Here is a 21,890-nt window from a genome sequence, read left to right as displayed (position 1 = left end):
ACCCCCGCAACATTTTGGGTGCGGGGCTACAACACCCCCCCGCCCTAAAACTTGGGGTCGGGGGCCAACCACACCCCCTCGGGTGCCACCCCCCCGGGGGGGGGGGGCGGGTTAACAACCCGCCCCCGCCCCGCAGGCGCGTGCGCCGTTCAGCCGTCGGAGGGCTCACCCTCACCGCGCCAGGGCCGTGCCAGCGCGCACAAGGAGACTCCGGCGGCTGCCACGGCGAACAGCATGATGAGAGCCATCGGCAGGGAGCTGTCCTCCCCGAAGAGGCCGACCAGAGGCGAGACGAGGGCGCCGCACAGGAACTGCAGGCCGCCCAGGACGGCTGAGGCGGCGCCGGGAGCTTCGCGGCCGAGCGTCTGGCCGATGCTCATGACCGCCGGGAAGACGAGGCCGATCCCGGCGACGGTGACGAACAGCGTGATCCAGGTGCCCGCGAGGGTTTCGCCGAGGGTGACCACGAGGAGGACCTGGGCCACGGCGCCGAGCGCGGCGATGCCGACACCGGCCGTGAGAAGGGTGTTCAGCCGCACGCCCCGCTGGACCAGGCGGGAGAAGACCGCCCCGCTGACAAGCATGCCGGCCGCGTTGGTGGCGAAGATGAGCGAGTACGTCGTCGAGGACACTCCGTGCAGGTTCTCGAAGACGAAGCTGGAGCCGCTGATGTAGGTGAACAGCGCCGCGGAGACGAAGGCGAGGACGAGGACGTAGCCCATGAAGGCCCGGTTGCCGAGCAGGGCGCCCATGGCCCGGAAGGTGCTCGCGATCCCGCCGTGCTGTCGGCTCTCGGGCGGCAGGGACTCGGGCACGGCCCGTACCACGGCCAGCAGGAGCAGGGCCCCCAGCACGGTCAGCACGACGAAGATCGCGCGCCAGGTGGAGACGGCCAGGACCGCCCCGCCGAGCACCGGCGCGGCGATGGGTGCCACGCCCATGATCTGGGACAGCACGGCGAAGTAGCGGGGCAGTTCGGTGCCCCGGAAGCGGTCCGTCAGGACGGCCCGGGCCAGTACGGCCCCCGCCGCACCGGTCACACCCTGCAGGAAGCGGGCTGCGGTCAGCACGCCGACGTTCGGGGCCAGCGCGCACACGAGGGAGAAGAAGGCGAAACCGGCGACCCCGGAGATGAGCAGCCCACGTCGCCCGAGCCGGTCACTGAGAGGGCCGAGCACCAACTGACCGACGACGAGCCCGGCCAGGAAGGCGGTCATCGTGAGCTGCACGGCGGAGCTGCTCGCGCCGAGCGTGTCGCCCATGGAGGGGAAGCCGGGCACGTACATGTCGATGGCCAGCGGCGTCATGGCGGTGAGGGCGCCGAGAACGGCGACCAGGGCGAGGGCCGAGCGCCTGGCCGCACGGGGTGCGGTGTCCGGATCGGTGACTCGTTCAGCGGTGGAAGGGGCGGGGGACGGGGATATCATGGCAATAACGTTAGCTAATGATTCACTGGTTAACAAATTTGCCCTACAGCTGGAGACGAGCCGTATGCCCTCCCCTCTCCCCTCCCCCGACGGGATCCGCGCCCAGTGGGCGGAGCACAACCCTGACCTGGACACCTCCCCCATGGAGCTCGTCGGCCTGCTCAAACGGGTCACGGGCCTACTCGACCGGGCCGTCGAGCCGCTCTACGCGGGTGCCCCCCTCACCGCCCCGGAGGTCGACGTCCTGGTCCCCCTGCGGCACGCCACCGACCCGGTCATCGCCAGCGGTCTCGCCCATCGCATGGGGATGTCCCGCGCCGGAATGAGCAAGACCCTCGCCAAGCTGGAGCGCCGTGGTTTCATCGCCCGCACCCCCAATCCCGCGGACCGGCGTGCCGCCCTGGTCGTCGTCACCGAAGCGGGCGCCCAGGCGATCGACGCCTTCTTCCCTCGCCAGCTCGCCGCCGAGGTCGAGCTGCTGACGGACCTGGGCGAGGATCGCCAGCGGGTCATCGGGGCTCTGCAGAGGCTGGTGGAGGTCATGGAGAGCGGGACCGGCCGGGACTGACGCGCAGCGACCGCACGGGAGCGACACATCCGACGGACACCACCGGTCAGGCACCCTCCGGGGGGGGCACCGTGGACGGCGGCGCCCCGCGCTGTTCATGCGCCCTCGTCCCCCGACGCGGCGAAGGAGAAGGACGAGAGACGGAAGTCGCCGTGCAGGATCAGTCGCAGGTCGTGGACACCGTCGACGGGTACCGTCACCTCGGCCGTCACCGTGGTCCAGGTGTAGGGGCCCCCGGTGACCGGTACGGCGAGTTCGGTCAACGGGCGGTCCCCGGCCAGGATCTCCAGCCGTGCCTCTCCCCCTCCGGCGTCCACCCGCGCGACCCGCGCCTCGCAGCGGGCCGCACCGGTCAGATCGGCGCGGCGGAACAGCAGGCCGGCGGGGCGTGCGGGGCCGGCCGGGGCGACGGCGTCGCCTTCGGCGCGGTCGGCGTCGACCAGGGCGAGGGCGGTGTAGTCGTCGAAGTCGACGGCCAGGGTGCGCCGGCCGAGAACCGCGCGGGGCGCGGGAGGCGCACCGGGTACCGTCAACGGCGCGGTCAGGACGACGTCTTCGGCGGACCGTGCGACGAGGACCTCGTAGGCGCCGGGGTCCACGGTGAAGGCGCCGGTGGCGACGTCCCAGTGCGCGAACCGCTCGGCGGGCAGCCGGAAGACCACCTCCCGGCTCGCCCCGGGTTCGAGCCGTACCTTGCGGAAGTCGGCGAGCCTCAGCCTCGGCGCCTCGTAACGGGCGTTCAGCGCCCGGACGTAGAGCTGGACCACCTCGCTTCCGGTGCGGCCGCCGGTGTTCGTCAGGGTCAGCGAGACGTCGAGCGCGCCGTCCCCCGCCACCTCCGTCGTGGACAGTCGCAGGTCGCTGTGGGTGAACTCCGTGTAGGACAGGCCGTGCCCGAAGGGGTAGGTGGGTGCGGCACGGTGGTACTGGTACGTCCAGCCCGCCTTGATGACGTCGTAGTCCAGGGGGTGCGGGAGCTCGTCGTCGCCCCGGTACCAGGTCTGCGGCAGGCGCCCGGCGGGGTCGGCCTCACCCAGCAGGACGGCGGCCAGTGCCGTGCCTGTTTCCTGCCCGCCGTGAGACGTCCACATCACGGCGGGCAGGTGTTCGTCGGCCCAGTCGAGGGCGTAGGGGTAGCTGCTCATGACGACCAGCGCGGTGTCCGGGCGGACCGCGGCGACCGCGCGCAGCAGGGCCTCTTGGCCCGCAGGCAGTGCGATGCCCGAGCGGTCCTCGGTCTCGCGGCCGTCGATGAGCGGATGGTTGCCGAGGACGACGATCGCGACGTCGGCCGCCTCGGCGGCGGCGCGGGCCTCGGCCGTGCCGTCCCGGAGCAACTCGCGCTGCCAGCGCTCGGCCTCCTGCGGAGTCGCGGCGGTGGTGGCGACCCGGCCGTCCGCGGAGTCGACCGCGGCGTAGCGGCCGGTGTGGATGTTGCGCAGGAGCACGGTGTCGGCGTCACCGAGCGGATCGGGCTCCAGTCGGAAAGTTTCGTTGACGAACCAGCTCTTGATGACCGTGGGTTCCGCGAGGAGCGAGTCGTCGTCCTTGCGGGTGAGGTAGCGGCCGGTGAGGGTGTCGCGCAGCGTCAGCGCGCCGCCGCCCCAGTCCTGGACGTCGAACGTGGTGCCGCCGAGCGGTGCGCCCGTGGTGCGTGAGCGCAGGACGATCCGGTCGGAGCCCTCGGCGGTGACGACCTCCGCCGAGGCGGCACGCAGCCCGGACGCGATGCCGACCCGGTAGGGCAGGGTGCCGCTGTACCAGTCCTCGTACACGCTGTCGGCGTGCGGACCGATGACGGCGATGCGTGGGGAGCGCTCCGCCCGGAGGGGCAGCAGACCGTCGTTCTTGAGCAGCACCACCGACTCGGTGGCGGCGCGCCGGGCGAGGGCGCGGTGGCCTGGGCAGGCGATCACTTCCGGGCCGATTCCGGCGTACGGGTCCAGATCGGGGTCGAACTCGCCGAGTCGGAAGCGGAGTTGCAGGTGGCGGCGGGCGGCGCGGTCGATGTCTGCCTCGTCGATCAGGCCGCGTTCCAGGGCTTCCCGCAAGCGGCCGGTCACGGTGGAACTGTCCTCGTTCTGGTCGGTGAAGCTGTCGATGCCGGCCTTCAGTGCCGCAGCGTGCCCCTCGGGGTGGTCGGCGAAGTAGTGCTCCGGGTCGACGAGGTTGGACGGCGCCTCGGCGTCGCTGACCACGAAGAGCTCGTGTCCGGTCGGCACGGCCCACTCGCGCAGCTGCGTCCGGATGAGCGGACTGACGTGACAGGGGCGGCCGTTGACGAGGTTGTAGGCGGCCATCGCGCCGGTGGCCGCGCCCGAGGCGACAGCGGGCCGGAAGGCTGCCAGGTCGTACTCCTGGAGCACGCGGGGGCGCAGGCCGGAGGAGGTGACGCAGCGGTCGTCCTCGTTGTTGTAGGCGAGGAAGTGCTTGAGCACCGGAGCGGCCCGCAGGTACGTGGGGTGGTCGCCGGCCAGGCCCCGGCAGTAGGCCGTGCCGAGCCGGGCGGTGTGCTCCGGGTCCTCGGAGTAGCCCTCCTCGTTGCGGCCCCAGCGCGGGTCGCGCAGCAGGTTCAGCACGGGCGCCCAGGCCTGGAGGCTGTTGGTGCCGACGCCGTTCGCTGTCGGGCGATGGTAGTGAAAGGCGCGCAGTTCGACGGAGACGGCCTGGGCGACCTCCCGCACCAGTTCCTCGTCCCAGGTGGCGCCGAGCCCCACCGCCTGCGGAAAGACGGTCGCTTCGCCGAGCCAGGACACCCCGTGCAACGCCTCCGTGCCGGTGCGGAACGCGGCGACGCCGAGCCGCTCGACGGCCGGGGCGTACTGGTGCAGAAGGGCGATCCGCTCGTCGAGTGTGAGCCGCTCCAGCAGGTCGTCGACGCGTTTCGCAACGGGCAGCGCGGGGTCACGGAACGGGAGCCGGGCGGCGGCGGTCAGGGACGGAGAACCCATGAGGCAAACCCCTAGAAGCAGGCCGTTTCGGATTGTTGAAGCGCTTCGACGCTGCCACCGGCCTCGCAGGCTGTCAATGCACGGGAGGAAAGAAAGTTTCTCAGGTATCGCCCTCTTGTTTCGCGAGAAACATGTCATTAACGTTCGCCGCCAAGTGAAGCGCTTCGACGCTCCGAGGAGAGGGTCGCTCATGAGCAACGAGTTGAACCGCAGAAGCTTCGTCGGCAGGGCCACCGCGGTGGCGGGGGCCGCGGCGATGGCTCCCCTGCTCTCCGCCTGCGGCAACGGCGGCGGAGAACAGACCGGTTCGAACACCGCGTCAGGACTGAAGAAGGCACTGCCCGCCTACGTGCCCAACAAGTCCCTGACACCCGACATCCCTTCGGTGTCGAACGGCGCCGACCGGGCCACGGACCCCGCCTTCCTGCACTACCCGACCGAGCACCCCGTCACCGTGTCCGGCGTACCGGGCAAGGGCGGCAGGTACACCGCGGTCACCCCGCTCTGGGGCACCGTCCCGTCGCCCGGCAACTCCTTCTTCGAGGCCATGAACAAGGCTCTGGGCCTCGACCTCACCGTCAAGCCCGCGGACGGCACCAACTACGCCACCATCATCCCGACCATGACAGCCGCCAAGCGGCTGCCCGACTGGATCCAGGTGCCGAGCTGGCTGAACAACAACCTGAACGTCGGTCGGCTGGCAGGCACCCAGCTCGCGGACCTGACTCCCTACCTGTCCGGCGACAAGGTCAAGCAGTATCCCAACCTCGCCGCCCTCCCCACCGGCGGCTGGCAAGGTGGCGCCTGGGGCAACAAGCTGTACGGCATACCGTGCTTCGCCAGCAAGTTCGTCATGTCCGGCACCACCTTCTACCGGCGCGACATCCTGGAGTCGAAGGGCATCACCGGGGACGACGTGAAGTCCGCCGCCGACCTGATGAGCCTCGGCAAGGAACTGACCGACGCCAAGCGAGGCGTGTGGGCCTTCGGCGACGTGTGGATGTACCTCTGCCCGTTCTGGGGCGTGCCCTCCGGCTGGAAGATCGAGGACGGCAAGCTGGTCAACGCGTACGAGACGCCCCAGTTCCTGGAGGCACTCGACTGGCACTACCGCCTGGCCAAGTCCGGGTACATGCATCCCGACGCCCTCGCCGGCAACACCTCGACCGCTTCCACCCTCTTCTACTCGGGGAAGATGCTGATCCAGGGCGGCGGCACCGGCGCCTGGAACCTCAGCGACTACCAGTCGGGCACCGCCGCGAACAAGGACTACCGGCGGGGATCGTTCAACATCTTCGCCGCCGACGGCAAGAGCAAGCCCGGCACCTACATGGGTCCCAGCACCAGCATGTTCAGCTACCTCAACGCCCGCCTGAAGCCCAGCCAGATCGAGGAGCTGCTGGCGGTTGCCGACTACCTGGCCGCACCGTACGGCTCACGCGAGTACACCATGGTCAACTTCGGCGTCGAAGGCGTCCACTACACGATGAAGAAGGGGGTGCCCACAGCCACGGAAGCAGGCAAGAAGTACGTCCAGCCGCAAATCTACCCGTTCCTGGCCGCACCGCAGGCCGTGATCAGCAACCAGGGCGCCGACGTCGTCACCAAGGACTACGCGGCCTGGCAGGCCGCCAACGTGAAGTACCTGTACAAGCCGGTCTTCTGGAACATGAACATCAGCATGCCGCAGAGCATCGCCACGGCCGCCGCGGGGCAGGCCGTCTTCGACACCATCACGGACTGCACGCACGGCAAGAAGAAGGTCTCGGACGTACAGGCCGCCATCGCCAGCTGGAAGTCGAACAGCGGAGACCGGCTCAAGCGCTGGATGACAGAGAACGTGCTCGACAAGTACGGGACCGGTCAGTGAGCACGGCGGAGGCTCGGCAGGCTCACCGGCCCGAGCGGCTGAGCTGGCGCATCCGACTGCGCCGCGACCGGACGCTGCTCATCATGACGGTGCCCACGGTCGTCCTGCTGCTGGTCTTCAACTACGTACCGCTCTTCGGGATCGTCACCGCCTTCCAGTACTACGACCCCCTGGTCGGGGTCTGGCACAGCGACTGGGCCGGTCTCGACCAGTTCAAGCGTCTCTTCGACGACCCGATGTTCTGGGAGACGCTGAAGAACACGGTCTACCTGAGCTTCGTCCAACTGATCCTGTTCTTCCCGATACCGATCGCGTTGGCTCTGCTGCTGAACACCGTCATCAGCGAACGGATCCGCAACCTCTTCCAGTCGATCGTCTACCTGCCGCACTTCTTCTCGTGGGTGCTCACCATCACGATCTTCCAGCAGATGCTGGGCGGCGCGGGCGTCCTCAACCAGTTCCTGCGCAACCACGACATCGGTACCTGGGACATCATGACCAACCCGCACACCTTCGCGCTGCTGGTCACCTCCCAGGCGGTGTGGAAGGAGGCGGGCTGGGGCATCATCGTCTTCCTCGCCGCGCTGGCCGCGATCAACAACGAGATGTACGAGGCGGCGGCGATCGACGGCGCGGGGCGCTGGCGGCGTATGTGGCACATCACGCTGCCCGGCCTGCGCGGGGTCATCGTCCTGATGCTGGTGCTCCGGCTCGGCAACGCCCTGTCCGTAGGCTTCGAACAGTTCCTGATCCAGCGCCCCGCGGTCGGTCACGACGCCGCCGACGTCCTGGACACCTTCTCCTTCTACTACGGCATCGCCACCAACGACTACAGCTACGGCGCGGCGGCCGGCCTCTTCAAGAGCGCCATCTCGCTCTTGCTGATCTGGGGTGCCAACAAGCTGGCGCACGCCTTCGGGGAGGACGGGTTGTACCGGAAATGACCAACACATCCACGATCGAACGCGTACCGGTCACGAGCACCCCCGCGGCACCGGTCACCAGGCGCGGATCGCGCGCCGGGCGCCCCGTCTGGGAGGAACCGCCGACCGCCGTCGGCCAGGCTGCGAAGGGGCTGACCCTGGGCGGAGTGCTGGCGGTCGTCCTGGTCCCGCTGTGGATCATCGTCCTCACCAGCGTCTCCTCCCCAGGCGCCATCAACCGCGCCGGCGGCCTGGTCATCTGGCCGGACGGCCTGAGTTTCCAGGCCTACCGGGAGATGCTGGGCGACTCGACGGTCCGCACCGCGCTGCTGGTGAGCCTCGGCATCACCGTGGTCGGCACAGCGCTGTCGATGGTCGTCTCGGTGCTGTGCGCCTACGGCCTGTCCCGGTCACGCTCGCTCGGACACCGCTTCATCCTGCTCCTGCTGATCATCACGATGTTCGTCGGCGGCGGCATGATCCCCACCTTCCTGGTGGTCACCGGACTCGGCGGCTACAACCAGTACTGGGCGCTGATCCTGCCGAGCGCCGTCTCCGTCTTCAACATCCTGGTCCTGCGCTCCTTCTACTCCTCGACCTCCGGCGAGCTGATCGACGCGGCCCGCGCGGACGGCGCCGGCGACTGGCGGATCCTGTGGTCGGTCGTCCTGCCCACCTCACGGGCGGTGACCGCGGTGATCGCCCTGTTCTACGGGGTCGGCTACTGGAACTCCTTCTTCAACGTCATGCTGTACATGCCGACGGAGAGCGAGAAGTGGCCGCTGCAGTACGTGCTGCTCACCTACGTCAGCCGGGGCGTCGGCCTGCCGGGCTCCCTCAACGGCGGGTTCGGCACCGTGCAGCAGCAGACGGCTCCGCTGTCGCTGCAAATGGCCGTGGTGGTCCTGACACTCGTGCCTCTGCTGATCGTCTACCCGTTCGTGCAGAAGCACTTCCGGACGGGCGTGCTCACGGGCGCCATCAAAGGGTGAACCGGCCCGACCGCCGGCACCCCTGTCTCCTCGAACCGGGAGCGGCTCCCCCTGCCCATCCCCGCTGCCGGAGCGGAGCCGCTCCCCACCACCGCCAGGAAGGACACGCGGACAGCATGGTGACCATCGCCGACGTGGCCAGACACGCGGGCGTCTCGTCCAGCACGGTCAGTTACGCGCTCAACGGCAACCGCCCCATTTCCCACGAGACCCGCCTGCGCGTCGAACGCTCCGTGGCCGCGCTCGGCTACCACCCGCACGCCGGTGCCCGCGCCCTGGCGGGCCGCCGCTCGCATGTCATCGCCCTGGTGGTGCCGCTGCGCACCGACGTGTACGTCCCGATCATGATGGAGATCGCCGTGTCGGTCACCACGGCGGCCCGCCTGCACGGCTACGACGTCCTGCTGATCACCAGCGACGGCGGTCCCGGGGGAGTGCGCCGGGTCGCGGCGAGCGGCCTCGCGGACGGTGTGATCCTCATGGACGTCGTACTGGACGACAAGCGCCTGCCCGCGCTGCGGGCCGAGGGCACGCAGACCGTACTCATCGGCCTGCCCGACGACCCGCGCGGACTGTCCTGCGTCGACCACGACTTCGCCTCCGCCGGGGCACTGTGCGCGGACCACCTCGCGGACCTCGGTCACCGGCACGTCGCCTTCATCGGCTACGCGTCCGGTGTCTACGAGCGCCACGCCGGATACGCGGAACGCACCCTGGCGGGCTTCCGCGAGCGCGCGGAGAGCCGCGGCCTGCGGTTTCTGCACCGCCCGTGCGACGGCACCTACGAAGGCACCGCCGGAACCCTCGCCCGCGTCCTGGCCGACCGGCCCGACACCACGGGCTTCGTGGTGCAGAACGAGGGGGCGATCGGCCCGCTCCTCAGCCTGTTGCGCGTCAGCGGGCGTGCGGTCCCCGAGGACGCCTCGGTGGTCGCGCTGTGTCCGGAGCAGCTGGCCGAGCAGCACGCCCCCCTGCTCACCGCTGTCTCCGGACCGGCGCAGGAACTCGGCCGGGTGGCGGTCGAACAGTTGATGTGCCGACTCGACGCCGCGACACGCGGAGAGCCGCCGCAGGACGAACGGGTGCTGCTGGAACCAGTTCTGACGGTGCGCCAGAGCAGCGCCCTCAACACGTCGATTCACCGGGAGGGCCCGTCATGACCCCGCTCAGCCTCACCGACCGTCTGGGCGGACTCGCCTTCGGCGGCGACTACAACCCCGAACAGTGGGACGAACCGGTCTGGAAGGAGGACGACGAGCTGATGCGCCGGGCCAGGGTCAACCTGGCCACCGTCGGTGTCTTCGCCTGGGCACTGCTGGAACCGGAGGAGGGCCGCTACGACTTCGCCTGGCTCGACACCCACCTCGACCGGCTGCACCGGAACGGCGTGGCCGTCGACCTGGCCACCCCCACCGCCTCCCCGCCGCCCTGGTTCACCCTGGCCCACCCGGACGCGCTGACGGTCCGGCCCGACGGCACCCGCCTCACCCACGGCAGCCGGGACACCTACTGCCTCACCGCGCCCGCGTACCGGGACGCGGCCCGACGGATCGCCGGGGCCCTCGCGGAACGCTACGGGGACCATCCCGCCCTCGCGCTGTGGCACGTGCACAACGAGTACGCCACGCTGTGCTACTGCGACCACACCGCCGCCGCCTTCCGTGGGTGGCTGCGCGAGCGGCACGGATCGCTCGACGCCCTCAACGAGGCCTGGGGGACGGCGTTCTGGAGCCAGCGGTACGGCTCCTGGGAGCAGGTGCTGCCGCCGCGCGCCACCAACTGGCACAAGAACCCCGGTCAGCAGCTGGACTTCCACCGCTTCTGGTCCGACGAGGTGATCGCCGCCTACCGTGAGCAGCGCGAGGCGATCCGCGCACACAGCGACCGGCCGGTGACGACCAACCTGATGCTGCCGGCGTACCAGAACATGGATCTGTGGGCGCTCGCCCGCGAGCTGGACGTGGTCAGCTCCGACCAGTACCCGGGCGCACCGGGCCTGGACGCCGCCGCCGACGTCGCTTTCCACGCCGACCGCGCCCGCTCCTTCGGCGGCGGACGGCCGTGGTTGCTGATGGAGCAGGGCACCAGCACGGTGTACGACCAGGACCGGATTCTCGCCAAGGACCCCGGGGAGGTGCTGCGCCACACCCTCGGCCACATCGCGCGCGGTTCGGAGGGCACCCTCTTCTTCCAGTGGCGGCAGTCCCGGGCCGGCGCCGAGACGTGGCACTCGGCGATGGTGCCGCACGCGGGGCCCGACAGCCGGATCTTCCGCGAGGTCACCCAGACCGGCGAGACGGTCGCCCGGCTCGGCGAGCTGGCGGGGTCGACGGTCACCGGGTCGGTGGCCGTCCTGCACGACGCGGACGCATGGTGGGCACTCGGCGTGGACGGCCTGCCCTCCGCGGGTCTCGACGACTACCACGCCGCCCTCGGCCGGGCACACCGTGCACTGTGGGACGCCGGCGTCACGGTCGACTTCGCCCACCCCGAACACGACGTGGGCCGCTACCCGCTCGTCATCGCACCGGCCCTGTTCCTCCTCTCCGACGAGGCCGCCGAGAACCTGCGCCGGTACGTCGCCGGCGGTGGCACGCTCCTGGTCCAGCACGCGAGCGGCTACGTCGACGACCGCCTGCACGCCCGTCTCGGCGGCTACCCGGCCTCTCCGCTGCGCGAGGCCCTGGGCATCCGCGTCGAGGAGTACCGGCCGTTGCGGCGGGACGAGCGGATCACCCTGTCGGACGGGTCACACGGCACCGTATGGAGCGAGTCCGTGCGCGCCCATGGTGCGCAAACGCTCGCCTCCTACACCCACGGCATGCTCACAGGCAGCCCGGCGCTCACCCGTCACCGCCACGGCACCGGCCGGGGCTGGTACCTCTCCACCCGCCTCGACGACGCCGACTACACGGCCCTGGTCGCCCGGCTCCTCGACGAGGCGGGCGTGGGACCGGAGGTGCCGGGCCTGCCTCCCCGGGTCGAGGCCGTCACCCGGCACGCCGCGGACGGCCGCAGCTGGCGCTTCCTGATCAACCACCGCGCCGAACCCGTGCCTCTGCCCGAGGCCACCCACGACCTCCTCACGGACGGCCCGGTGTCCGAACTGCCGCCCGGCGGTTGCGTCGTACTCCGTATCGCCTGAATCCAGCCGCCCTACCGGAAAGGCAACCATGACCAGCGCACCGCAGACTCTCCGATGGGGCCACCGGGCCCTGGAGGTCGAGATCGGCGTCGCCGAGGACGGCGTCGCCCGCCTCACGCGGATCGGCCGCCCCGGCGGCACGCCTCCGGAGCGGCGCAACCGGCCTCCGCTGCCCCTGGTGGAGGTGACGGCCGCGGGCCACGGCGGCAACTGGTCGGGCGGGCGTCTGATCGACACGTCCCTCGGCGGCCGTCTGCGGTACCGCACCCACCGCGTGACGCACGACGGCGAGTGGCGCGTGCTCACGGTCGAACTCCATGACCCCGAGACCGGTCTCGTGTCGGAGGTCACCTACCGCTCGCCGGACGGCGTGCCCGTGCTGCGCGCCGCAGTGGTCCTGCGCAACAACGGGGAGGCCACCCTCCACCTGGAGTCGGTCACCTCTCTCGTCATGGGCGCTCTCGCCGACGGGCGGGATGCCATCGAGGCGACGGACGTGCTGTGGGCCGAGAACGACTGGGTCGCCGAATGCCGGTGGCAGCGACAGCCGATGCGGGTGACCTCGCCCTTCCTCGGCGACCGCGTGGTCTACGACAACGGCAAGGGCGAGTTCACGCGCACCGGGCGGGGTGTGTGGTCCAGCTGTGGCCGGCTGCCCATGGGCGGTCTGACCGACCGTGGCACGGGCCGCACCTGGCTGTGGCAGATCGAGCACAACGGCGGCGGCTGGCACTGGGAGTGCGGCGAACGCGACACGCTGGCCTACCTGGCCCTGTCGGGCCCGAACGACACCCACCACGGCTGGCGTCATCCGCTCGAGCCGGGTGCCGAGTTCACCACCGTGCCGGTGGCCCTCGCCTTCCATGAGGACGGCGGCCCGGACGAGGCCTTCGCCGCGCTCACCCGCTACCGCCGCGCCATCCGCCGCCCGCACCCGGACCACGAGCGACTCCCCGTCATCTTCAACGATTACATGAACTGCCTGATGGGCGACCCCACCACGGAGAAGCTGCTGCCGCTGATCGACGCGGCGGCCGAGGCGGGCGCGGAGTACTTCGTCATCGACGCCGGCTGGTACGACGGCGAGAACGGCGGCTGGTGGGACAGCGTGGGCGCCTGGGAGCCCGCCGCCTCGCGTTTCCCCGGCGAGCGCGGGATCCACGAGGTGCTGGACCGGATCCGGGAGCGCGGCATGGTGCCCGGTCTGTGGCTGGAGCCGGAGGTGATCGGTGTACGCAGTCCCCTGGCCGAGTCCCTCCCGGACGAGGCGTTCTTCCGCCGCGACGGTGTCCGCGTCACGGAGGCCGGCCGCCACCACCTCGACCTGCGCCACCCCGCCGCCCGCGCCCACCTGGACCGGGTCGTGGACCGCCTGGCAGGCGAGTGGGGCGTCGGCTACCTCAAGCTCGACCACAACATCGACCCGGGCTCCGGCACCAGTGCCCACCCCGGGGAGACCCCGGGCGCCGGTCTGCTCGGCCACAACCGGGCGCACCTCGACTGGCTCGACGGCATCCTGGACCGCCATCCGCACCTGGTGGTGGAGAACTGCTCGTCCGGCGGTATGCGCTGGGACTACGCGCTGCTGTCCCGGCTGCAGCTGCAATCCACCAGTGACCAGCAGAATCTCCAGCTGTACGCGCCCATCGCCGCCTCCGCCCCCACTGCGGTCACCCCCGAGCAGGGCGCCGTCTGGGCCTACCCGCTGCCGCAGGACTCCCTGGACGAGGTGGCCTTCACCATGGCCAACGCCCTCCTCGGCCGCATCCATCTGTCGGGCCTGCTGCCGGACCTGCGGCCCGAGGCGCTGGCCCTGGTGCACGAGGCCGTCGCCGTGTACAAGGCCGTCCGCAACGACCTGGCCCGGGCCGTCCCCACCTGGCCGCTCGGGCTGCCGGCCTGGGAGGACCCGTGGCTCGCCCTGGCCCTGCGCACCCCCGGCACCACGTACCTGACGGTGTGGCGCCGTCCCGGTGCAGAGGCCACGACGCGTCTCGCCCTGCCGCACCTCCAAGGCTGCGCGGCTCGCCTCGACATGCTCTACCCCACCGCGAGCCGGGCCGACGCCACCTGGAACCCCGACACCGCCGACCTCACGGTGGCGCTGCCCACGGCTCCGTCCGCGGTGCTGCTCCGTCTCGCCCACAGCGACGACCCGATGAAGAACAGGACTTGAACACGTGTCAGAGAATCAGGGAGCTGCCGTGCGCAACCCCGTCATCCCCGGTCTCCACCCCGACCCCAGCGTCTGCCGTGTGGGCAATGACTACTACCTGGTCTGCTCCAGTTTCGAGTACTTCCCCGGCATCCCCGTCTTCCACAGTCGCGACCTGGTGCACTGGACACAGATCGGCAACGTCCTGGACCGGCCCAGCCAGCTGCGGCTGCCGCCGGAACTGCCCTCCTCGGCGGGCATCTACGCGCCCACTCTGCGCCATCACGACGGCCGCTTCTGGCTGATCGTCACCAACGTCGCCGGCGGCGGCAACATTCTCGTCACGGCCACCGACGCGGCGGGCCCCTGGTCGGATCCGGTACCGGTGCCGGGCCTCCCCAGCATCGACCCGGACATCGCCTGGGACGACGAGGGCACCTGCTGGTGCACGGTCGCCGGGGTCGGTCAGGTCCGTCTGGACCCGTCCACGGGGGAGACGCTCGGGGAGCTGCAGAAGATCTGGTCCGGCTCCCCCGGCGCGCAGGCCCCCGAGGCACCGCACCTGTACCGCATCGGCGCGTACTGGTACCTGCTCATCGCCGAGGGCGGCACCGAGCGAGGCCACAGCGTCTCGATCGCCCGCGCGACCTCTCCCTCCGGGCCGTTCGAGCCGTGCCCGCACAACCCGGTGCTGACCCACCGCGGTACCAACCGCCCGATCCAGAACACCGGTCACGCGGACCTCGTCGAGGCGCCCGACGGCTCGTGGTGCATGGTGCTCCTGGGGGTCCGGCCGCGCGGCGGTACACCGGGCTGGCACGTGCTGGGCCGGGAGACCTTCCTGGTGCCGGTGGAGTGGGTGGACGGCTGGCCCGTGGTCGGCGAGGTCCCGTCCGAACTACCGACTCCTGTCTGGCCGTTGGTACCCGGCCCGGCCGAGCCGGTGCGGGACGACTTCGACCTCAGCGAACTCCGGCCGCAGTGGATCTCCCCGCGGGGCCGCTCCCCGGAGCACTGCACCACCAAGGAACGTTCCGGCTGGCTGACCCTGCGTGCGCGCGGCGACTCCCTGGACGAGCCGGACGCCGTGTTCGTCGGCCGCCGCCAGCAGCACCTGGCGTGCGAGGCGCGCACCCGCATCGACACCGAACAGGGTCGCGGCGGTCTCGCCGTCCGCTACGACGAGGAGCACCACTACGAGATCGAGGCGTCCGAGGGCGAGGTCCGGGTGCTCGCCCGCGCCGGGACCCTGCGCACGGTCCTGGCCTCCCGGCCGGCGCCCGCCGGTCCCGTGGTGCTGGGCGTCCGCTTCTCCCCCGCTCCGGACCTGGGCCCCCGCACCGGGCCCGACATCCTCGCCTTCGGTGTCGAGGAACCGGACGGCACCTTCACCGAACTCGGCTCCCTGGACGGCCGTTACCTGTCGACCGAGGTGGCCGGCGGCTTCACCGGACGGGTCATCGGCATGTACGCCGCCGCCGGCACGGTCCACTTCGACTGGTTCGACTACACCCCACAGGACTCCTGACCAGGCAACGCCGTCCGCCAGGCGTCCTCCCCGACCATCTGAACGCATTTCCCCCCACGGGCGGACCCCCCGCCCGGCCGACAGAAAAGGGTCAAAGATGCAGAGAACGCAGCACCTGACCGGTCGCCGAAGCCGCGGCCCCGGTCGCCTGCTCGGCCTGCTGCTGGCGTTGGTCACCATGATCGGGGTGACCAGCACCGCGGCCCTCGCCGCCCCCGCCCACAAGGGCTCGCTCCCGACCCGGATCACGCCGCTCGCGGCGAGCCCGGCGGACACGGTGGCGGCGATGCAGCCCAGTTGGAACCTGGGCAACACGTTCGACGCCTTTCCGGACGTGACGTCCTGGGGCAATTCGGTACCCACCAAGGCCCTGTTCGACGCCATCAGGGCACAGGGATACCGCAGCGTCCGGATCCCCGTCACCTGGACCGACCACCAGTCCACGACGGCCCCCTACACGATCGACGCGGAGTGGATGGCCTCCGTCAAGAACGCCGTCAACCTGGCCCTGGCCGACGGCCTCTACGTCGTGATCAACGTCCACCACGACTCGTGGCAGTGGATCGCCGACATGCCCACCAACCATGACGGCGTCCTGACCCGCTTCAAGGCCACCTGGACCCAGATCGCCGCCACCTTCCGCAACTCCCCGCAGACCCTGCTCTTCGAGGGCAACAACGAGCCGCAGTTCAACAACACCACCGAGGCCCAGGGCATCCAGTACAACGCCGAACTGAACAGCGCATTCCGCACCGTGGTGCGCCAGTCCGGCGGCAACAACGCGACACGCCTGCTGTTCCTGCCCACTCTCGGTTGCACGCCCTCCCAGGCACGCATGGATCCCCTGGCCGGCCAGATCAAGTCGATGAACGACCCCAACCTGGCGGCCACCGTGCACTACTACGGCTACTTCCCGTTCAGCGTGAACGTCGCCGGCGGCACCCGGTACGACGCCACCTCCCAGCAGGACATGACCGACACGTTCACCCGGATACGCACCATCTTCGTCTCCCAGGGAATCCCCACCTACCTGGGCGAGTACGGCCTGCTGGGCTACCCGGACAACAACCATCCCTCCCGCATCGAGCGGGGCGAGGTGCTGAAGTACTACGAGGAGCTCGGCTACTACGCCCGTACCGCCGGTGCGACCACGGCCCTGTGGGACGGCGGAAGCTGGAACTACTTCAACCGCACGACGCTGAAGTGGAGCGACCCGGCGCTGTTCGCCGCGATCAAGTCCAGCTGGACCACCCGCTCGGGAACCGCGTCCTCGGACCAGATCTTCCTGGCGAAGTCGAGCGCCATCACTGCCAAGACACTCACACTGAACCCGAACGGAACAACGTTCCGGGGCCTCTGGCAAGGCAACACACGACTCGTCCAAGGCCGGGACTACACCGTCTCCGGCAACCAGCTGACCCTCACGGCCTCCGCTCTCACCAGACTGGCCGGCAACCGCGCCTACGGGACCAACGCGACGATCCAGGCCCGTTTCTCCGCGGGCGTCCCCTGGAACCTCTACGTGATCACGTATGACAGGCCGGTGCTCTCGGGCGCGAGCGGCGACACCTCCGGAGGGCTCAGCATCCCCACCCAGTTCCGCGGGGACCAGCTGGCGACCATGGAGTCCAAGTACGCCGACGGCAGCGTCGCCGGCAACACCGCCTGGACGCCCTACCAGGCGTTCAACGACGCCTTCTCCCCCGACTACTCGGGCAACGCCCTGACCCTGACCCCCACCTACCTCAACGCCCTGAAGGACGGTGCGCAGGCCACGCTCACCTTCCACTTCTGGAGCGGAGCCACCGTGACGTACCGCGTCACCAAGAACGGGGACTCTGTGACGGGAACCGTCGCCTGACCGTGCCTCGCCCCGGGTGCCTTCCTGGCACCCGGGGTTCTCCCCCTCCTCCCTCAGCTCTTGGGCGGGGCCGTGCTCTCCCGGATCGTGAGCGTGGTCGCGATCTCCAGTCCGACCTGGGGAACGTCCTCGCCACGGCCCAATGCCAGCGCCAGTTCGGTGGCGGCCACGGCCATGTCGGCGAGGGGCTGGTGGACCGTGGTCAGCGGCGGGTCGACCCAGGCCACGGCCGGTACGTCGTCGAAGCCCACCACGCTCAGGTCCTCCGGGATGCCCAGTCCCAGCTCGCGCGCCGCCTGGTAGACGCCGAGGGCCTGCATGTCGTTGGCGGTGAAGACGGCGGTGGGGCGATCGTCCCGGGAGAGCAGTTCGCGAGCCGCGGCGTAGCCGTCCTCGCGGGTGAGCAGGGTCTTGACCATCAGCTCCGGGTCCACCGGCAGACCGGCCTCGGCGAGTGCCGAGACGTAGCCGGAGGTCCGCGCGAGACAGAAAGGATGATCAGGTCCGGTGATCATGGCGATGCGCAGGTGCCCCAGTTCGATGAGGTGCCGGGTCGCGGCCTGGCCGCCCCTCCAGTTGGTGGCACCGACGAACGGTACGTCGTCGGGGAGTTCGCCGTTCGGGTCGAACACCACGAACGGGATGCCTTTCGCCTTCAGCTGGTCCCGCTCGTCCTCGGACAGCCACGCCACGGACAGGACGCATTGCGGGCGCCGGCCCACGGTCTCGTCGATGGTCCTGGCCGGTGTGTCGTGAAGACCGAACTCCGAGACCAGGACACCGACCTTGTTCCTGCGGGCCGCCCGTTCCACCCCCCGGATGATCTCCACGGCCCACATGCTCTCCAGCTCGCGGAACACGAGCTCCACGAGGTTGCTGCGGTTCTTCGGCGGCTTGCGGTAGCCGTACCGCTGGATCAGTTCCTCGATGCGGGCCCGGGTCTCGTCGGACACGCCGGACCGCCCGTTGAGTACCTTCGACACGGTGGGGACGGAGACGCCGGCGGACTCGGCGATGTACGCGATGGTGACGGCCGCCGGCCCTCCACCGCCCGTGCTCTGTTCTTCCGACTCTTCCGTCTCTTCCGTGGAAGGCGCTTCTGATCGGTTGTCCGGCACGTTGCCTTTCCCATCCCTCGCCCAGTGAGGCCGTCATTCCGGCACCCCCTTCGCGACCCCGGGGGATCACGAAAGCATACCTGGACTTTCGCAATCGGCAGGGGCCGCCGGAGTACTCCGTAAAGCTCTTCTGACCAGGCACAAAGCCGATCACGACACCACACGTGGGACACCTTTCACACCCAGACCGCTCGCGATACTTTCGCAACGCGTAAAAAGGAGCGTTATGCCCCCGCGTTACTTCGAGGCGCTCTCCCCCGGCTACGGCAGGACGAGCCCCCGATCCGCCCTTTCCTCGAGCGCCCCGAGGATCGACCTGAACGGTCCTTGGGCTTTCCGTCTCTCGCCCACCGGACTCGTCGAGACGGACGGCTTCGAGCTCCCCGATTTCCACGACGGGGAGTGGGACCGGCTGCCCGTCCCCTCCCACTGGCAGCTGCACGGCTACGGCAAGCCCGTGTACCTGAACATCCCCCACCCCATCCCCCTGGATCCCCCGTACGTCCCCGACGAGAACCCGACCGGTGACTACCGCCGCGTCTTCGAGCTGCCCGAGTCATGGGCGGACACGCCCGCCGTGGTGCGTTTCGAGGGCGTGGAGTCGTGCGCGCAGGTCTGGCTCAACGGCGTGGAGCTCGGCGTGACCCTGGGAAGCCGCCTGGCCGCGGAGTTCGACGTGACCGACGCGCTGCGGCCGGGACGCAACGTGCTGGCGGTGCGGGTCCACCAGTACTCGTCGGGAACGTATCTGGAGGACCAGGACACCTGGCGGCTGGCCGGGATCATCCGCGACGTGTCCCTGCTGGCCCGCCCGGCCGACGGCATCCGGGACGTCTTCGTGCACGCCGGCTACGACACGGTGACCGGCGCGGGCCGGCTGCGGATCGACGTGGACACGGACGCTGAGGCCACGGTCAGCATCCCCGCGCTCAGGGTCACGGGCGCCTCCGTCACCGAGACGTTCACCTTCGAGGGGGTACGGCCGTGGAGCGCGGAGGACCCCCACCTCTACGACGCCGTGATCGCCACGCACGGGGAGGAGGTCCGGACCCGGATCGGTTTCCGCACGGTCGCCGTCACCGACTCCGGCGTCCTGACCGTCAACGGCCGTCGGGTGGTCCTGCGCGGTGTCAACCGGCACGAGTTCCATCCCGACCGCGGCCGCTGCGTCACCGTCGACGACATGCGCGACGACGTGCTGTCGATGAAGCGGCACAACATCAACGCCGTACGCACCTCGCACTATCCGCCCCACCCGGCGTTCCTCGATCTGTGTGACGAGTACGGCCTGTGGGTCATGCTCGAATGCGACCTGGAGACACACGGCTTCGAGATGACGAAGCCGGAGCCCTGGTCGGGCAACCCGTCCGGCGACCCCCGGTGGCGTGAGGCGTATCTGGACCGTGCCGAGCGGACCGTGGAACGCGACAAGAACCACGCGAGCGTCATCTCCTGGTCGCTGGGCAACGAAGCCGGCGACGGCCGCAACCTCGAAGCGATGGCCGCCTGGATCCGCGACCGGGACCCCTCCCGGCCCATCCACTACGAAGGCGACCGCCTGGCCCGCTACGTCGACCTCTACGGCGAGATGTACCGCACGCCGGCCAACGTCGCCCGCATCGGCCGGGGTCTGCTGCGGCCGGGCGAGAAGTTCTACCCGGCCGCCGACGGCGAGGGCGATCCGGCGGACGAGCCACGCAACCGCATGCCCTACATCTACACCGAGTTCGCCCACGCGATGGGCAACGGTCCCGGTGGACTGGCCGAGTACATGCAGCTGTGCGACCGGTACCCGCGGGTGCAGGGCGGGTTCGTGTGGGAGTGGAAGGACCAGGGCCTGCGCACCACCGACGACCAGGGCCATGCGTTCTTCGCCTACGGGGGCGACTTCGGGGAGGAGGTGCACGACGGCAACTTCATCTGCGACGGACTCGCCTTCCCCGACGGCACGCCGTCACCGGGTCTGCTGGAGTACCAGAAGGTCATCGAGCCCGTCGTCATGGGCCCCGGCAGCGTGCCCGGCCGGCTCCGCGTGCACAACCGCTACGACGTCGTCGACCTGTCACATCTGCGGTTCACCTGGTCTCTCACCCGGGACGGCGTCCTGGTCGACGCGGGCACGATCGCGACGCCGGACCTCGACGCCGGAGAGGAGACCGAGATCCCACTGCCGTCCGCGGCTGCGAACGGCCACGACGAGGGCGAGTGCTGGCTGACCGTGCAGGCAGAGCTGGCGAAGCCCGCCGCATGGGCCGCCGAGGGTCATGTGGTCGCCTGGGGCCAGGTCGCGTTGCCGCCCTCCGGCGGAGAGGCCGTCCGCGCTGTACTGGGCTCGGAACTCGAGGCCGCCGAGACGACGGGCCCGCAGATCCTGCTCGGCCCGGCCCGTTTCGACCGCGGCACCGGGCGCCTGCTCGGCCTCGGCGACCACGAGTTCGACGGGCCGCGGCTGTCCCTGTGGCGGGCGCCGACCGACAACGACCGCGCCTGGGCCCAGCGCGACGCCATGTACTGGGAGGCACGCGGCCTTCAGCGGCTGCGTCATCGGACGGTGTCCGTCGATCCGGACGCGGCAGGGCTGACCGTCGTGGTGCGCAGTGCCGCCTCCGCTTCGGACTGCGGTTACCTCACCACGTACCGCTGGGAGACGGACGGGCAGCGCCTGCGGGTGCGCGTCCACACCGAGCCGGTCGGCCACTGGCCCGAGCGGGACGACCGCTTCCAGGAGGCGATGGTGGAAGCGGACCTGGCGCCGGAGGAGTACGCGGAGCGCCAGCGCCGGAACAAGGCGCCTTCCCTCGCCCGCATCGGCCTGCACTGGGAGCTGCCCGGGGAGTGGTCGCGGGTCACCTGGTTCGGTGCGGGACCGGGTGAGTCCTACCCCGACTCCCGGCAGGCGGCCCGGGTCGGCCGGTTCCGGGCGAGTGTCGACGAGCTGCAGACGCCGTACGTGCGACCGCAGGACAACGGCAACCGGGCCGATGTGCGCTGGGCCGAGATCGTCGACGAGAAGGGCGCGGGGCTGCGCGTCGAAGGGGCTGAGCTGTTCAACCTGGCGGCCCGCAGGTGGAGCGACCGGCACCTGGCCGAAGCCCGGCATCAGACCGACCTGACCGCCGGACCGACGGTGCACCTGCACACCGACCACGTGGTGCAGGGGCTGGGTTCCGGTGCCGTCGGACCGGGGGTCCTGCCCGGGTACCGGCTCGAAGTCGGGCCCGCCGACTTCACGTTCGTGCTCACGGCGCTTCAGGCCGGGTGAGAAAGGGCCGGCTCCCGGCACCGGTGAACGCCGGGGGCCGGCCGATCAACTCCTGCTCCGGCGCGATGACAGACACGCTCGGGAGCTAAC

General features: G+C 70.4%; 13 protein-coding genes. 10 read left to right on the top strand and 3 right to left on the bottom strand.

The features are described 5' to 3' along the window. Window positions 1-149: 149 nt before the first annotated feature. The gene (locus ACFCXS_RS32980) at window positions 150-1,427 is read right to left on the bottom strand and encodes a multidrug effflux MFS transporter (RefSeq protein ID WP_376647027.1); all 1,278 of its coding nucleotides are present in this window, start codon (window positions 1,425-1,427) and stop codon (window positions 150-152) included. Window positions 1,428-1,491: 64 nt separating this feature from the next. On the opposite strand from ACFCXS_RS32980, the gene ACFCXS_RS32975 reads away from it, so the two are divergent. Beyond that, window positions 1,492-1,995, top strand: a complete 504-nt coding sequence (locus tag ACFCXS_RS32975) for a MarR family winged helix-turn-helix transcriptional regulator (protein ID WP_376647026.1) — start codon at window positions 1,492-1,494, stop codon at window positions 1,993-1,995. 95 nt (window positions 1,996-2,090) lie between these two features. On the opposite strand, the gene ACFCXS_RS32970 is transcribed toward ACFCXS_RS32975, so the two are convergent. Continuing rightward, entirely contained in the window at window positions 2,091-4,946 is a 2,856-nt protein-coding gene (locus tag ACFCXS_RS32970; protein WP_376647025.1) for a glycoside hydrolase family 3 C-terminal domain-containing protein, read from the bottom strand. Between the two features lie 190 nt (window positions 4,947-5,136). Between ACFCXS_RS32970 and ACFCXS_RS32965 the strand changes: the two genes are divergently transcribed. From ACFCXS_RS32965 to ACFCXS_RS32930, 8 genes are all read left to right on the top strand, one after another. Continuing rightward, window positions 5,137-6,816 carry an ABC transporter substrate-binding protein gene (locus ACFCXS_RS32965; protein WP_376647024.1) on the top strand — a complete coding sequence of 560 codons (1,680 nt, stop codon included), beginning with the start codon at window positions 5,137-5,139 and terminating at the stop codon, window positions 6,814-6,816. Then, window positions 6,813-7,760: an ABC transporter permease gene (locus ACFCXS_RS32960; protein ID WP_376647023.1), complete on the top strand. Its 948-nt coding sequence runs from the start codon at window positions 6,813-6,815 to the stop codon at window positions 7,758-7,760. Before ACFCXS_RS32965 ends, ACFCXS_RS32960 begins: the two co-directional genes overlap by 4 nt. Then, window positions 7,757-8,731: a carbohydrate ABC transporter permease gene (locus ACFCXS_RS32955; RefSeq protein WP_376647022.1), complete on the top strand. Its 975-nt coding sequence runs from the start codon at window positions 7,757-7,759 to the stop codon at window positions 8,729-8,731. The genes ACFCXS_RS32960 and ACFCXS_RS32955 overlap by 4 nt, the downstream gene beginning before the upstream one ends. Window positions 8,732-8,847: 116 nt before the next feature. Continuing rightward, window positions 8,848-9,891 carry a LacI family DNA-binding transcriptional regulator gene (locus ACFCXS_RS32950; RefSeq protein WP_376647021.1) on the top strand — a complete coding sequence of 348 codons (1,044 nt, stop codon included), beginning with the start codon at window positions 8,848-8,850 and terminating at the stop codon, window positions 9,889-9,891. Further along, on the top strand, window positions 9,888-11,876 hold the full coding sequence (locus ACFCXS_RS32945) for a beta-galactosidase (RefSeq protein ID WP_376647020.1): 1,989 nt from the start codon (window positions 9,888-9,890) through the stop codon (window positions 11,874-11,876). Before ACFCXS_RS32950 ends, ACFCXS_RS32945 begins: the two co-directional genes overlap by 4 nt. Before the next feature lie 28 nt (window positions 11,877-11,904). Beyond that, window positions 11,905-14,052, top strand: a complete 2,148-nt coding sequence (locus ACFCXS_RS32940) for an alpha-galactosidase (RefSeq protein ID WP_376647019.1) — start codon at window positions 11,905-11,907, stop codon at window positions 14,050-14,052. 4 nt (window positions 14,053-14,056) lie between these two features. Continuing rightward, window positions 14,057-15,559, top strand: coding sequence for a glycoside hydrolase family 43 protein (locus tag ACFCXS_RS32935; protein ID WP_376647018.1), 1,503 nt, complete (start codon window positions 14,057-14,059; stop codon window positions 15,557-15,559). A 97-nt stretch (window positions 15,560-15,656) separates the two neighbouring features. Continuing rightward, window positions 15,657-17,420: a cellulase family glycosylhydrolase gene (locus tag ACFCXS_RS32930; RefSeq protein WP_376647017.1), complete on the top strand. Its 1,764-nt coding sequence runs from the start codon at window positions 15,657-15,659 to the stop codon at window positions 17,418-17,420. Window positions 17,421-17,473: 53 nt separating this feature from the next. On the opposite strand, the gene ACFCXS_RS32925 is transcribed toward ACFCXS_RS32930, so the two are convergent. Next, on the bottom strand, window positions 17,474-18,538 hold the full coding sequence (locus ACFCXS_RS32925) for a LacI family DNA-binding transcriptional regulator (RefSeq protein ID WP_376647016.1): 1,065 nt from the start codon (window positions 18,536-18,538) through the stop codon (window positions 17,474-17,476). A gap of 226 nt (window positions 18,539-18,764) precedes the next feature. Here ACFCXS_RS32925 and ACFCXS_RS32920 point away from each other — a divergent pair, with 226 nt between their 5' ends. Further along, on the top strand, window positions 18,765-21,800 hold the full coding sequence (locus ACFCXS_RS32920) for a glycoside hydrolase family 2 TIM barrel-domain containing protein (RefSeq protein ID WP_376647015.1): 3,036 nt from the start codon (window positions 18,765-18,767) through the stop codon (window positions 21,798-21,800). Window positions 21,801-21,890: the final 90 nt, after the last annotated feature.

The sequence above is a fragment of the Streptomyces sp. NPDC056373 genome, from assembly GCF_042262425.1.
Lineage (GTDB): Bacteria > Actinomycetota > Actinomycetes > Streptomycetales > Streptomycetaceae > Streptomyces.
This window is presented reverse-complemented; position numbering and strand designations above follow the sequence as displayed.